This is a genomic window from Robiginitalea sp. SC105, assembly GCF_014243345.1.
Classification (GTDB): domain Bacteria; phylum Bacteroidota; class Bacteroidia; order Flavobacteriales; family Flavobacteriaceae; genus Robiginitalea.
In genome coordinates, this window is sequence record NZ_JACLZF010000001.1 from 97,425 (window position 1) to 111,256 (window position 13,832).

Sequence of the window (13,832 nt, forward strand, 5' to 3'; positions counted from 1 at the left end):
ATGAAATACCTCCTGAAAATCGGCCTGGCTGCACTGGTGCTGGCACTCTTCGGTTGCGGGGCGTATACCTTTACCGGCGGGGACGTCGGGGACGCCCAAACCTTCCAGGTGAACTATTTTCAGAACTACGCCACCCAGAGCCCGGGGTCGGTATTCCACCCGGGGCTCGACCGGGATTACACCCTGTCGCTGCAGGACCTGATCCTGAACCAGACGAACCTGGACCTGGTATCGTCGAATGCCGACCTGGTATACGAAGGCGAAATTGTGGAATACCGCGTGCAACCCATGTCGGCGACGGCCCAGCAACGCGCCGCCCAGAACCGGCTGACCATGACGGTCAATGTGCGTTTTTTCAACAAGACCAAGGAGGACGCAGATTTTGAGCAGCGTTTCTCCTTCTTTTTCGACTACCCGGCGGCCTCACAGCTGGCTTCGGTCCGCGACCAGGCCCACCAGGAAATCTTTGAGCGGATCAACCAGGATATTTTCACCCGATCCCTGGCAAACTGGTAAACCATGCAAGTACCCGATTTTACATACCTGCTGCAACAACCCGGAAAACTGGAAACACCGGTGCAGACCCGGCAGCTCGAAGAAGTACTGCAGGCATACCCCTGGTTCCAGGCGGCGCGGGCACTGCACCTGAAAGGCCTGCGCAACCTCAACAGCTACAAATACAACCAGGCCCTCAAGGCCACGGCGGCCTGTACCGCAGACCGGGAGGTGCTGTTCGACTTCATCACCTCGGAGGCCTTTTTGCAAAACGATATTGCCGATGCCATCTCGGGCAAGGTTTCCCTTTCCGACCGGGAAATTGTTTCGGAAGAAGTAGCCCCCGGCGAGGCCAGGGAACGGGAACTCATCGAGGAGGAACCCGACGGGGCCCTCCCGCGTTCCGCGGCCGACGCGGACCAGATCCTCGATCCCGGCCTCTTCCGTTCCGTGGACCCGGAGGTGGACAAAAAGATTGCCTCCGAACAGGAAAATGCCCGCGAAAAACTGGGGATGGGAAAGCCCCTGGATTTTAACCGGGGGGAACGCTACTCCTTTTCGGAGTGGTTGCAGATCACCAGTTTCGGTCCCGGGGCTGCCCCGGCCGGAGCACCCGAATCCCATCCTGCCGGGCAGCCGGAAAAAAGCACCCCGGCCCGGGATGCCCGCCGGAAAAAGAAATTCGAACGCATCGATCGCTTTATAGAGGAAAACCCCAGGATCGTGCCGCAAAAGGCGGCCGGCGCCTCCAAGGTAAACATCAAGGAGTCGCTGAAACTGGATAAGGAGGAGCTGATGACCGAGACCCTGGCACGGGTCTATCTGGAGCAGGGCAAATACAAAAAAGCCATACAGTCCTACCGGATCTTAAGTTTGAAATATCCGGAAAAAAGTGGTTTCTTTGCGGACCAAATTAAAGCAGTGGAAAAACTGCAACAAGATAAACCGAAAAAGTAATGAGCACATTTTCCATATTCCTGGTCCTGATCATTATCGTCTGCCTGCTTCTGATGCTGGTGGTGATGGTGCAGAACCCGAAAGGCGGGGGCCTCTCCTCCTCCTTTGGCGGAGGCGGGAACCAGGTGGTTGGCGGCGTGAAGAAAACCGGCGATTTCCTGGACAAGAGCACCTGGACGCTGGCAACGGTCCTGGTCGTCCTGATCCTGCTTTCCAATGTGACCCTTAAAAGCAACTTCCAGGAGCAGGAATCGCGGCTCCTTCAGGAAGACGGTATCGAAAGCGTCCCGGAAGGCGACCTGGAAACCATCCCGGAAGCCCCGGCTGGTGAAACAGCCAGTCCGCTGGACACGCTGCAGTGAAAAATTTACCGGCCCAATTGGAGAAATGCCAGTTTGTATGACAAGCTGGCATTTTTCATTTAACAAACTGTCAGTTTTTGCCGCATGGCACAATTTCTGCCGATAGCAAGGACGAAACTAAAAATCTAAAAAATCGATCAATATGGCTAAAGTTAACATCAAACCATTGGCAGATCGGGTCCTGATAGCACCCATGGCAGCCGAAACCAAGACGGCCTCGGGGATTATCATCCCGGATACGGCCAAGGAAAAACCGCAAAAAGGCAAAGTCGTTGCGGTTGGCCCCGGTACCAAGGACGAGAAAATGACCGTATCGGTGGGTGACACCGTGCTGTACGGGAAGTACTCGGGTACCGAACTCAAATTTGACGGTGCCGATTACCTGATGATGCGCGAGAGCGATATTTTAGCAATTATCTAAAAACATACGTATGCCGGGGGCACCTGATGGTGCGGTGCCGGCAAAACCTATAAAATCAACACGAGTATTATGGCAAAAGAAATAACTTTTGATATTGAGGCACGGGACGGGCTCAAACGCGGGGTGGATGCCCTGGCGAACGCTGTCAAGGTAACCCTGGGACCGAAAGGCCGGAACGTGATCATCAGCAAATCCTTCGGCGCCCCTGTCGTCACCAAGGACGGGGTAACCGTAGCCAAGGAAATCGAGCTGGAAGACGCCCTGGAGAACATGGGTGCACAGATGGTCAAGGAAGTCGCTTCCAAGACCAACGACCTGGCCGGGGACGGTACTACCACAGCCACCGTGCTGGCACAGGCCATCGTCAAGGAAGGCCTGAAAAACGTCGCTGCCGGTGCCAACCCCATGGACCTCAAGCGCGGGATCGACAAGGCGGTTGAAGCCATTGTCGAAAACCTGGCCAAGCAGGCCAAGAAAGTGGGTGACTCCACGGACAAGATCAAACAGGTGGCCGCCATCTCCTCCAACAACGATGAAACCATCGGGGAACTGATCGCCGAGGCGTTCAAGAAAGTGGGCAAGGAAGGCGTGATTACCGTTGAGGAAGCCAAGGGAACCGACACCTATGTGGATGTAGTGGAAGGGATGCAGTTTGACCGCGGATACCTTTCCCCCTACTTCGTGACCGACTCAGAGAAAATGATCTCCGAGCTGGACAACCCGTATATCCTGCTTTTCGACAAGAAAATCTCCACCATGAAGGACCTGCTCCCCGTACTGGAGCCGGTTGCCCAGTCCGGGAAGCCCCTGCTGATCATCTCTGAGGATGTGGACGGGGAAGCCCTGGCAACCCTTGTGGTAAACAAGTTGCGCGGCAGCCTGAAAATTGCCGCCGTAAAAGCTCCAGGCTTCGGCGACCGCCGCAAGGCCATGCTGGAAGACATCGCCATCCTGACCGGGGGTACTGTCATTTCCGAAGAGCGGGGCTTTACGCTGGAAAATGCCAGCCTGGATATGCTGGGCACCTGCGAAAAGGTAACCATCGACAAGGATAACACCACCATCGTAAACGGTTCCGGCTCCGCCAAGAATATCAAGGCGCGCGTCAACCAGATCAAGTCGCAGATCGAGACCACCACGTCCGATTACGACCGCGAAAAGCTCCAGGAGCGCCTGGCCAAACTGGCCGGCGGTGTGGCCGTGCTCTACGTGGGCGCTGCCTCTGAAGTGGAGATGAAGGAGAAAAAAGACCGCGTCGACGATGCGCTGCACGCCACCCGTGCCGCTGTTGAGGAAGGCATTGTTGCCGGAGGGGGCGTGGCCCTGGTCCGTGCATTCAGTGTCCTCTCCAAGGTGAAGACCGAGAACGCCGATGAAGCCACCGGGCTCCAGATCGTGGCCCGCGCCATCGAATCTCCCCTGCGCACCATTGTGGAAAATGCGGGAGGCGAAGGTTCGGTAGTGGTCGCCAAGGTCCACGAGGGCAAAGGCGATTTCGGATATGACGCCAAGAGCGAAAAATACGTGGAAATGATGAAGGCGGGGATTATTGACCCCAAGAAAGTGACCCGTATCGCGCTGGAGAACGCCGCTTCGGTTGCAGGCATGATCCTGACCACCGAGTGCGCCCTTACCGACATCAAGGAAGACAGCCCTGCACCCCCCATGGGAGGTGGCGGAGGCATGCCCGGCATGATGTAATCCTCCCGGGGCAACCCGAAGGGAAAAACCACAAAACCGGCAGCTCGCGCTGCCGGTTTTTTTATGCGCTATTTCGTACCTTGGCACCCTTAATTCACACATCCTATAATCTTCATCACCGATGACCGAAGCACTCCATAACCAGACCCTGGAAATCCTCAGGGACAACCAGAAACCCGCGGAAGCCCGCCTGCAGGGGGTCTGCGATTTGTTGCAGTCGGAAATCCCGCATTACGACTGGGTCGGGTTCTATTTCAGGAACGGGCAGAAACCCGAACTGAAGCTCGGGCCCTATGCCGGGGACCCCACCGACCATACCATCATCCCTTTCGGCAAGGGGATCTGTGGCCAGGTTGCCCTGAGCAACTCAAACTTTGTGGTGCCCGACGTGAGCGCGCAGGACAACTACATTGCCTGCAGCATCCACGTAAAGGCGGAAATCGTGGTGCCGATTTTCGTCCGGGGAGAGAATATCGGGCAGATCGACATCGACTCCCACACCCCGGACCCCTTTGGACCGGAGGATGAAAAGTTCCTGGAATCCATCTGCGCGGAAGTAGCGCGGATTCTTTAAAACTTTCCCGCATTTGTTGATAACCGGCCCGGTTTTTTCCTGCCAAATAAAGTACTTTTGCTCCCCTAAACCCTTATAATCCAGTACAGATGAGCACCTCCAGAAAAGCGGCCTCCGCCCTGATCTCGGTATTCCACAAGGACGGGCTGGAACCCGTTGTCCGAAAACTGCACGAACTCGGCATCACCCTCTACTCCACCGGCGGCACCGAGGCCTTTATCCGCAAAATGGGGGTCCCGGTAATCCCGGTAGAAGAGGTGACGGGATACCCCTCCATCCTGGGCGGCCGGGTAAAAACCCTCCATCCCAAGGTCTTTGGCGGCATCCTGGGCCGCAGGGAGCTGGATGGGGACCTGGAACAATTGAAGGACTACGAGATCCCGGAAATGGACATCGTGATCGTGGACCTGTACCCTTTTGAAAAGACCGTAGCGGAAGGTGCCTCAGAACAGGACATCATCGAGAAGATCGATATCGGGGGCATTTCACTTATCCGGGCCGCGGCCAAAAACTACCGGGATGTACTCTGTGTATCGTCCATGGCCGATTACAAGCCCCTGCTTGAGTTACTGGCCAGGGGAGACGGGGCCACCACCCTGGAGGAGCGGCAGGCGTTTGCTGCCAACGCATTCCAGGTTTCCTCCCATTACGACACCGCCATCTTCAATTACTTCAACCGCAAGGCAGGCAGGCAGGCCCTGAAGATCAGCGAGCCGGAAGGCCGCGTGTTGCGGTATGGGGAGAACCCCCACCAGGAAGGCATTTTCTATGGCGACTTTGACGCCCTCTTTGAGCAGCTGCACGGGAAAGCCCTCTCCTACAACAACCTGCTGGATATCGATGCGGCGGTCAATCTGATGGAGGAATTCCGCGATGACGCTCCGACCTTTGCGATCCTCAAGCACAACAACGCCTGCGGCCTGGCAACCCGCGACACGCTGAGCGACGCCTACAGGGATGCCCTCGCCGGGGACCCCGTTTCTGCCTTCGGGGGCATCCTGATCTGCAACCGTCCCATGGATGCCGACACGGCTGCCCAGGTTCACGAACTGTTTTGCGAGGTGGTTATCGCCCCGTCCTTTGAGGCCGATGCGCTGGAGGTCCTCAAGGGCAAGAAAAACCGGATCCTGCTGGTGCAGAAACCGGTGTCCCTCCCCCGGGGACAGGTACGGACCTGCCTCAACGGCATCCTCTACCAGGACAAGGACACAAAAACCGACGGGGTGGAGGACCTGGATTACGCTACGCAAACGCGCCCCACTGGGGAGGAGCTGGAAGACCTCCTTTTTGCCTCAAAAATCTGCAAGCACACCAAGTCCAACACGATTGTCCTGGCAAAAGGCCGGCAGCTCTGCGCCAGCGGGACCGGGCAAACCTCCCGGGTCGATGCCCTCAACCAGGCCATCCACAAGGCAGGGTCTTTTGGTTTCGACCTGAAAGGGGCCGTCATGGCCAGCGACGCCTTCTTCCCGTTTCCGGACTGCGTGGAGATCGCCGGGAAGGCCGGGGTGACCGCCGTGATCCAGCCGGGAGGGTCCATCAAAGACCAGTTGAGCATCGATTATTGCAATGAAAATGGAATTGCAATGGTAATGACCGGCACACGTCATTTTAAGCATTAATTTTACTACTTTTATCGATAAATTTTGCCCGATCACCGGGGAAACCAAACAGCTAGCCAATGGGTTTTTTTGATTTCTTGACTGAGGAAATAGCCATCGACCTCGGCACCGCCAACACCCTCATCATTCACGACGACAAGGTGGTGGTGGACAGTCCCTCCATTGTGGCACGGGACCGGATTTCCGGCAAGATCATCGCCGTGGGGCGGGAGGCCAATATGATGCAGGGAAAGACCCATGAAAATATCAAGACCATCCGGCCGCTCAAGGATGGGGTGATCGCGGATTTCGACGCCTCGGAAAAGATGATCAACATGTTCATCAAGAACATCCCGGCCCTGAAGAAAAAATGGTTTCCCCCGGCTTTGCGGATGGTTATCTGTATCCCTTCCGGGATCACGGAGGTCGAGATGCGGGCGGTAAAGGAATCGGCCGAACGGGTTAACGGCAAGGAAGTCTACCTGATCCACGAGCCCATGGCTGCGGCCATCGGGATCGGGTTGGATATCATGCAGCCCAAGGGGAACATGATCGTGGATATCGGCGGGGGGACCACTGAGATCGCGGTGATCGCCCTTGGCGGTATTGTCTGCGACAAATCCGTGAAAATTGCCGGGGACGTATTCACCAACGACATCATCTACTACATGCGTACCCAGCACAACCTCTATGTGGGCGAGAGTACGGCGGAGAACATCAAGATACAGATCGGGTCGGCCACGGAAGACCTCCAGTCCCCCCCGGACGAGATGTCCGTACAGGGGCGGGACCTGCTGACCGGGAAACCCAAACAGGTTTCCATATCCTACCGGGAAATCGCCAAGGCACTGGACAAATCCATCCTGCGCGTAGAGGACGCCGTCATGGAAACCCTTTCCCAGACGCCGCCCGAACTGGCAGCAGACATCTACAATACGGGAATCTACCTCGCCGGCGGCGGTTCCATGCTCAGGGGACTGGACCGGCGCCTGTCCCAGAAAACGGACCTGCCGGTGTATATAGCGGAAGACCCGCTCCGTGCGGTGGTCCGCGGGACCGGCATCGCCTTGAAAAACCTGGAGCGGTACAAGAGCATCCTCATCAAGTAATACCGGCCCGGGCATGACCCCGGCAGCCCCAACAGAGCAGCAGCATGCAGCGGATTATCAACTTTATCTTACGCAACCGGTCCTCCCTGCTTTTCCTGTTCCTGCTCGCATTTTCCCTGTTGCTCACCGTCCAGAACAACGCCCTGCACCGCGCCCGATTTTTCAATTCGTCTAACTGGTTGTCCGGCACGGTTTACAGTGCTTCCAATTCGGTTACCGGGTACTTCGGCCTCAGGCGGGAAAACGAAAAACTGCTGCAGGAAAACCGCAGGTTGCGCAGCCTGTTGTTCAATTCCCGGAAGCAGGATTCCATGGAACTCGATACCTCGCGCCTGGATTACCGGGTAATGACGGCAACCATCATCAAAAACAGCTATACGGATGCAAACAACTACATCACCATCGACAAGGGACGGGCAGACAGCGTCAACCAGGACATGGGGGTAATTACCTCCCGGGGCATCCTGGGAATTGTTGAGATGACCAGCAAGAATTACGCCTCTGTACAGAGCATCCTGAATACCAAATCCAATATCAACGCCAAGATCGCCGGCACCGATTATTTCGGGTCCCTGACCTGGAACCGGAAAAACCACCAACTCGTACAGCTGGAGGACATCCCGCGCCTGGTCCCCCTGCGGGAAGGGGACACCATCGTTACCGGGGCCATGTCGAGCATTTTCCCGGAAAACATCCCCATCGGGACCATTGAAGGGTTCTCGCTGACCGAATCCCAGAGCTTTTACCAAATCGACGTGCGCCTGTTCAACGACATGACCAACCTGAAACAGGTCTACCTGATCCGCAACCGAGATCGGGATGAAATTCTCCAACTGGAATCCGACGTAGCCAATGACCTTTAACTACCTGCTTGTCGGAATCCGCTTTGTCGCCCTGGTCCTGATCCAGGTATTGGTTTTCAACCGGATGAACCTGTTCGATTTTGTCAACCCCATGGTCTACATCCTTTTCCTGTACTGGTTCCCGGTTAAGGAAAACCGAACCACCCTCATCCTGGCCGCCTTCCTGCTCGGGTTTACCGTAGACCTGTTTTCGGATACCATGGCCCTTCACACCTGTGCCTCCCTCACCGCGGCATTCCTCCGCTATCCGCTGATGCGCTTTGTTTTTGGGGTGAATATGGAATTCCAGAATTTCCGCCTTTCCAACTCCACCCGGGTACAACAATTCACCTTTTTAGCGTTATTGATTATAGTGCACCATCTCGTATTCTTTTCGCTTGAAATTTTTAGTTTGTCGAATTTGCTGCTAATTTTGAAACGGGTGGTGTTTACGGGGCTTGGTACCCTGGTGTTCTCCATATTGCTGGCATCGCTGTTCGCTATCCGCAAGGAGTAATCCAAAGAGCCCCGGATACCGTATTTATTAAGGAAATAGAAAACCGCATCATCAGCAGATGAAAAAACTGGTCCTTTCTTCCCTGATCATCCTGATTGGGTTAACCTTCATCGGCAGGTTGTCGTACCTGCAGCTGTTCCGGTTTTCCCCCGACCAGATATTTGACGACCCTGCCATCAAGGTGGTATACGATTACCCGGAACGCGGTTATATCTACGACCGCGACGGGGAATTGCTGGTTGCAAACCAGCCGGCCTACGACGTGATGGTGATCCCCAGGGAAGTGGAACCCCTGGACACCCTCGAATTCTGTTCCCTCCTGGGGATAGACCGGGAGCGGTTTGTCTCCCAGCTGAAGAAGGCCCGGGTCTACTCCCCCCGCCTGCCCTCGGTTATGGTGCCACAGTTGTCCAAGGAAGACTACGCCGGTCTTCAGGAGAAAATGCGCAAATACAAAGGGTTCTATATCGAGAAACGCTCCCTCCGGGATTACAAAACCAACGCTGCCGCCAACGTGCTCGGGTATATCAGCGAGGTGAACGAATGGGACCTGAAGAACAACCCGTACTACGAACAGGGCGAGCTGACCGGGCGCACGGGGATCGAAAAGCAATACGAGGAAGTACTGCGCGGACGGAAAGGGGTGAAAATGATACAGAAAGACCGGTTCAACCGCGAAATCGGCCCGTATAAAGATGGGGCCCTGGATACCATGCCCCAGCCGGGGACCGAAATCCGCATCACCCTGGACAAAACCCTGCAGGAATACGGAGAGCGCCTGATGAATGGGAAGCGGGGGGGCATCGTCGCCATCGAACCGGAAACCGGGGAAATACTGGCCCTGATCTCGGGCCCGACCTACGACCCGGCCCTGCTTGTGGGGAGGGAGCGTTCCAGGAACTACAGCACCCTCCACTACGATACCATTTCCAAGCCCACCTGGGACCGGGCCATCCTCGCCCAGCCGTCCCCGGGCTCCCCTTTCAAGACCCTCAATGCCCTGGTGGCCCTGCAAGAAGGCGTCATCACCCCGGAAACCAGCTTTCGCTGCTACCACGGCTTCTATGTGGGCAATAAGCTTCGAGGCTGCCACTGCGGGGGCGGGTTGCGCACCATGAACAGCGGCATCTACAAATCCTGCAACGCCTATTTTGCCGGGACCTTCCGGAAATTCTACGACAGTTACGAAACCACGGATGCGGCAATGGACGTTTGGGAAAAACACATGAAGAGTTTCGGCCTCGGGGATTTCCTCGGTTACGACCTGCCCACTGGGGCCAAAGGGCGGGTCCCTGACAAGGAATACTACGACCGGGTCTACGGTGACGGCCGCTGGAGCTCGACCTATATCATCTCCAATGCCATTGGCCAGGGCGAGGTGGCGGCCACCCCCATACAGCTGGCCAACATGACGGCAGCCATTGCGAACAGGGGCTGGTTCTACACGCCCCACCTGATCAAGCAGATTGGCGGGGATGACATCAGCGATCCAAAATTCACCCAGAAGCATTACACCACCATCGACCCCCAGCACTTTGACCCGGTCATCCGCGGCATGGCCGATGTCTACGAAAAGGGGACTGCAAAATGGCTGAGCATCCCCGGGGTGAAGATCGCCGGGAAAACCGGTACTGTTGAAAATTACACCAAGATCGACGGGGTGCGCACCCAACTTACGGACCATTCCCTTTTTGTGGCCTTTGCCCCGGTGGACAACCCGAAGATTGCGCTGGCGGTATACATTGAGCACGGCTATTACGGGGCGCGGTACGCCGGACATATTGCCTCCCTGCTGATCGAAAAGTACCTCAAGGGCGAGATCACCCGGACCGACCTCGAAAAACGGATGCTCGAAAAAACCCTCGAAAAGGAGTATGCAAAACCGTATAGCGGGGAGGAATTTGAGATAAACGAATATGTCTGGTAGCAGTGTCCTCAGGAGGGTGGACTGGCTTACGGTATTCCTGTTCCTGACGCTGATCGCCATCGGCTGGGTCAACATCTATTCCAGCACGTTCAATGAAGAACACAGTTCCATTTTTGACGTCACCCAGCGCTACGGCAAACAACTCGTCTTCATCCTGCTTTCCTTTGGCCTTATCCCGCTCATCATGGCGCTCGAGGCCAATTTTTACGAGCGATTCTCCAGCGTGTTTTACGTGGGAGCCCTGGCCCTGTTGCTGGGGTTGTTCCTGTTCGGCAAGAACATCGCCGGGGCGACCTCCTGGTACGACCTGGGCTTTTTCAATTTCCAGCCTTCCGAACTCGCCAAGGCAACTACCGCACTGGCCCTGGCCAAATACCTCAGTGACATTCAGACCGATATCAAGAGACGGAAGGATCAGCTATATGCGCTGCTGATCATCCTCATCCCGGCCCTGCTCATCATCCCCCAGCCCGACCCGGGCAGCGCCCTGGTTTTCTTTTCCCTGGTTTTTGTCTTGTTCCGGGAGGGGTTGCCGCTCTGGTACCTGGGGCTTGCGGTTGCGGCCATCCTGGTGTTTATCTGCACGCTCATGTTCGGTACGGTTTGGGTGGGGATTGGCCTGGCGCTGATGATCATCCTCTTTTTCATGGTCAAAAAACCGACTTACAAAATGCCGGTCCTGCCACTGGTGGCCATATATGCGGGAGCCATTATCCTATCGCTTTCCGTGAACTTCGTATTTGAAAACGTATTTGAACAGCGCCACCGCGACCGGTTCAGCCTCTGGCTCCGCCTGGAAAAAGACCCCGAAAAACTCGAGCAGATCAGGAAGACCATCGGATACAACACCTACCAGTCGGAAAAGGCGATTGAATCGGGCGGGTTTTTCGGCAAGGGATTCCTGGAAGGCACGCGCACCAAGGGAGATTTCGTGCCCGAGCAGGATACGGACTATATCTTCACCACGGTCGGGGAGGAATGGGGGTTTGTCGGCACGGCGACGGTGGTGATTCTCTTTACCATTTTGCTGTTACGGCTGGTCCACCTCTCCGAGCGCCAGAAAAACCCCTTCAGCCGGATGTACGGGTACGGGGTAATCTCCATCCTGCTGATCCATTACTTCATCAACATCGGGATGGTAATTGGCGTACTTCCGACCATTGGCATCCCCCTGCCCTTTTTCAGCTACGGGGGTTCCGGGTTGATCGGCTTCACCATCCTGCTTTTCATCTTCCTCCGCCTGGATGCCAACCGGCTCAAGGAATGGTCCTAAAAGTGCCAGTCCGCAGATCGTTCCCTGGATTCCAGGCCTTCCTGCACCGATGGGGGCAGCTCCCTGAAAAAATCCAGGCCCGTCACCCCTTCGATGCTGTCCAGGGAAACCGCAAAGCGTTGCAGGGTCTCCTCCCGGGGCTGGTTGGGCATTAAAAACCCTATGGCCAGGGGGCCTGCATCCCCTTCCCGGATCACCACCTTGTAAAAATAGGCAGGCACGGTAACCTGTTCTTCGCCTATGGCCGGCAGGCCCGGGCCCAGTACCCCGCCGGTGATAACGAAAACCCGGCCGTATCGCCTGCACCACCGCCTCACCTGCATTTCCAGTTCGTTCCAGATACCCGCATTGAAACCGGGGTCCTGCGGGCTCACATTGCTGGTGTAAAACGTCTGGTTGTAGGCGGTGAGCGAAAAACGCCGGTCCCCGGCCGGGCACAAATGCCCGCGATCGTATCCCGATCCCCGGTAATTCCGCCAGTCGGCAGAAAAGGTGCTAACCTCCGGGTCTTCGATGTAATAGGGCCGTTCCCGGTCGTCCCGGGTCAGTTGGGCGGGATCGAGCACATAGGCTACCCAGGCCGCCTGTTCGTGGGCCTCGGCGTATTCGAGTTGGTAAAAGGCGTGGCGTACCCTTTCCCCCCCGAATCCTGCCGGCAACCAGGGCTCCGGAAAGGCCGTAACGGGGTGGTCTTCCCCGGGGATTTCGTAGCTTTTGGGATCGTGGAAGTTTTCAAACCACCAGAAGCCCACGATGCAGAGTGCCATCAGGGCGCCGTAAATCAGCTTGTTTTTTTGCCGGCGCGTCCATGCCATGAGCCAAATTTAGGGTATTTTACAGGTGGAGGCGGACCGGCCGTAAGTTATTCGGGCCAAATGCGACCAAATGCGGCGGTCACCCGCTGTGGAAAGAAAAATATGCTGGCCGGTTTCAGTCCGGGGCATTAATTTTGTCCATAGGGCGGGAAGGGGTATCCCCCTTCAGGCCCATAAAAAATTGCTAAAATCCATATCATGCCAATCACCTGGAAAGACATCATGCACTACGCAACCAAAGGCAACCCCGAACCCGACCGCAAGGTTGAGAAAACGGATGCCCAGTGGCGGGAACAACTGAGCCCGGAGCAGTACCGGATCACCCGGGCCCACGGGACCGAGTCCCCCCATTCCGGAGCCCTTTGCACTGCCCATGACCCGGGCGTCTACAACTGCGTATGTTGCGATACGCCCCTCTTTGACTCCACCATCAAATTCGAATCGGGAACCGGCTGGCCCAGCTTTACCCAGCCCATAGCGGAAAATGCGATCAAATACATCCGGGACACTTCATTTGGAATGGTCCGCGTAGAGACCCGCTGCAATACCTGTGACGCCCACCTCGGACATGTCTTCCCGGACGGTCCGCCACCCTCCGGCCTGCGCTATTGCATCAACTCCCTGGCCCTGGAACTGGAAAAAACCCCCACCGATGCAGACTGAGGCATTGGAGGAAGCGACCCTGGGCGCAGGTTGTTTCTGGTGTATCGAAGCGGTACTGCAGGAACTCGACGGGGTGGAATCGGTGGTATCCGGATACAGTGGCGGCAGGGTACCGGGACATCCCACCTATCGGGAGGTTTGTTCCGGCCTGACCGGCCATGCGGAAGTGGTTCGGGTCCGGTTCAACCCGGAACGGATTTCGTTCCGGGACCTGCTAGTGGTTTTCCTGAGCACCCACGACCCAACGACCCTCAACCGCCAGGGTGCGGACCGGGGTACCCAGTACCGTTCCGTCATTTTCCACCACAACAAAGAGCAGGAAAAGACCGCCCGCGGGGTCATTGAGGAGATGCAGCCTTATTTTCCGGAACGGATCGTGACCGAGGTTTCCCCCCTGTCCAATTTCTACGAGGCCGACCCGGAACACCAGGAGTTCTATCGCCGAAACCCAGGGATGGGGTACTGCCGCGTGGTTATCGACCCGAAGCTCCGGAAACTTCGGGAATTGTTTGCCGACCGCCTTAAAAAGCATGTATAGGGGACCGGAGAAACCCGGATGCGTCCTGCCCAGAGGT

Annotated in this window: 15 protein-coding genes; 14 read left to right on the forward strand and 1 reads right to left on the reverse strand. The window is 56.5% G+C overall.

Annotated elements, in window-relative coordinates:
- The 12 genes from H7F20_RS00410 to rodA all read left to right on the forward strand — a co-directional run bounded on the left by H7F20_RS00410 (position 1) and on the right by rodA (position 11,779).
- The gene (locus H7F20_RS00410; protein ID WP_185784173.1) at positions 1–516 is read left to right on the forward strand and encodes an LptE family protein; all 516 of its coding nucleotides are present in this window, start codon (positions 1–3) and stop codon (positions 514–516) included.
- A gap of 3 nt (positions 517–519) precedes the next feature.
- Complete coding sequence (locus H7F20_RS00415; protein WP_185784174.1) at positions 520–1,452, forward strand: hypothetical protein; 933 nt, start codon at positions 520–522, stop codon at positions 1,450–1,452.
- Positions 1,452–1,814 (forward strand): preprotein translocase subunit SecG, encoded by a 363-nt coding sequence (gene secG, locus H7F20_RS00420; protein ID WP_185784175.1) that lies wholly within the window; start codon positions 1,452–1,454, stop codon positions 1,812–1,814. Before H7F20_RS00415 ends, secG begins: the two co-directional genes overlap by 1 nt.
- A 142-nt stretch (positions 1,815–1,956) precedes the next feature.
- Positions 1,957–2,235 carry a co-chaperone GroES gene (gene groES / locus H7F20_RS00425; RefSeq protein ID WP_185784176.1) on the forward strand — a complete coding sequence of 93 codons (279 nt, stop codon included), beginning with the start codon at positions 1,957–1,959 and terminating at the stop codon, positions 2,233–2,235.
- A 69-nt stretch (positions 2,236–2,304) separates the two neighbouring features.
- Positions 2,305–3,936, forward strand: a complete 1,632-nt coding sequence (gene groL, locus H7F20_RS00430) for a chaperonin GroEL (RefSeq protein WP_185784177.1) — start codon at positions 2,305–2,307, stop codon at positions 3,934–3,936.
- Positions 3,937–4,057: 121 nt separating this feature from the next.
- Positions 4,058–4,510, forward strand: a complete 453-nt coding sequence (locus H7F20_RS00435; protein ID WP_185784178.1) for a GAF domain-containing protein — start codon at positions 4,058–4,060, stop codon at positions 4,508–4,510.
- 89 nt (positions 4,511–4,599) lie between these two features.
- A complete protein-coding gene (purH, locus tag H7F20_RS00440) occupies positions 4,600–6,132 on the forward strand; it encodes a bifunctional phosphoribosylaminoimidazolecarboxamide formyltransferase/IMP cyclohydrolase (protein WP_185784179.1) in 1,533 nt (510 codons plus the stop codon).
- Positions 6,133–6,191: 59 nt separating this feature from the next.
- On the forward strand, positions 6,192–7,220 hold the full coding sequence (locus tag H7F20_RS00445; RefSeq protein ID WP_015753772.1) for a rod shape-determining protein: 1,029 nt from the start codon (positions 6,192–6,194) through the stop codon (positions 7,218–7,220).
- A 44-nt stretch (positions 7,221–7,264) separates the two neighbouring features.
- The gene (gene mreC / locus H7F20_RS00450; protein WP_185784180.1) at positions 7,265–8,083 is read left to right on the forward strand and encodes a rod shape-determining protein MreC; all 819 of its coding nucleotides are present in this window, start codon (positions 7,265–7,267) and stop codon (positions 8,081–8,083) included.
- Positions 8,073–8,579: a rod shape-determining protein MreD gene (locus tag H7F20_RS00455; RefSeq protein ID WP_185784181.1), complete on the forward strand. Its 507-nt coding sequence runs from the start codon at positions 8,073–8,075 to the stop codon at positions 8,577–8,579. The genes mreC and H7F20_RS00455 overlap by 11 nt, the downstream gene beginning before the upstream one ends.
- 58 nt (positions 8,580–8,637) lie before the next feature.
- On the forward strand, positions 8,638–10,506 hold the full coding sequence (locus tag H7F20_RS00460) for a penicillin-binding protein 2 (protein WP_185784182.1): 1,869 nt from the start codon (positions 8,638–8,640) through the stop codon (positions 10,504–10,506).
- Positions 10,496–11,779: a rod shape-determining protein RodA gene (gene rodA, locus H7F20_RS00465; RefSeq protein WP_185784183.1), complete on the forward strand. Its 1,284-nt coding sequence runs from the start codon at positions 10,496–10,498 to the stop codon at positions 11,777–11,779. The genes H7F20_RS00460 and rodA overlap by 11 nt, the downstream gene beginning before the upstream one ends.
- Here the strand turns inward: rodA and H7F20_RS00470 are convergent.
- A complete protein-coding gene (locus H7F20_RS00470; protein WP_185784184.1) occupies positions 11,776–12,594 on the reverse strand; it encodes a DNA/RNA non-specific endonuclease in 819 nt (272 codons plus the stop codon). The two genes, rodA and H7F20_RS00470, sit on opposite strands and share 4 nt — an antisense overlap.
- A 198-nt stretch (positions 12,595–12,792) precedes the next feature.
- Between H7F20_RS00470 and msrB the strand changes: the two genes are divergently transcribed.
- Both msrB and msrA read left to right on the forward strand, forming a co-directional pair.
- Entirely contained in the window at positions 12,793–13,257 is a 465-nt protein-coding gene (gene msrB, locus H7F20_RS00475) for a peptide-methionine (R)-S-oxide reductase MsrB (RefSeq protein ID WP_185784185.1), read from the forward strand.
- The gene (gene msrA / locus H7F20_RS00480) at positions 13,247–13,795 is read left to right on the forward strand and encodes a peptide-methionine (S)-S-oxide reductase MsrA (RefSeq protein ID WP_185784186.1); all 549 of its coding nucleotides are present in this window, start codon (positions 13,247–13,249) and stop codon (positions 13,793–13,795) included. The genes msrB and msrA overlap by 11 nt, the downstream gene beginning before the upstream one ends.
- Positions 13,796–13,832 lie beyond the last annotated feature (37 nt).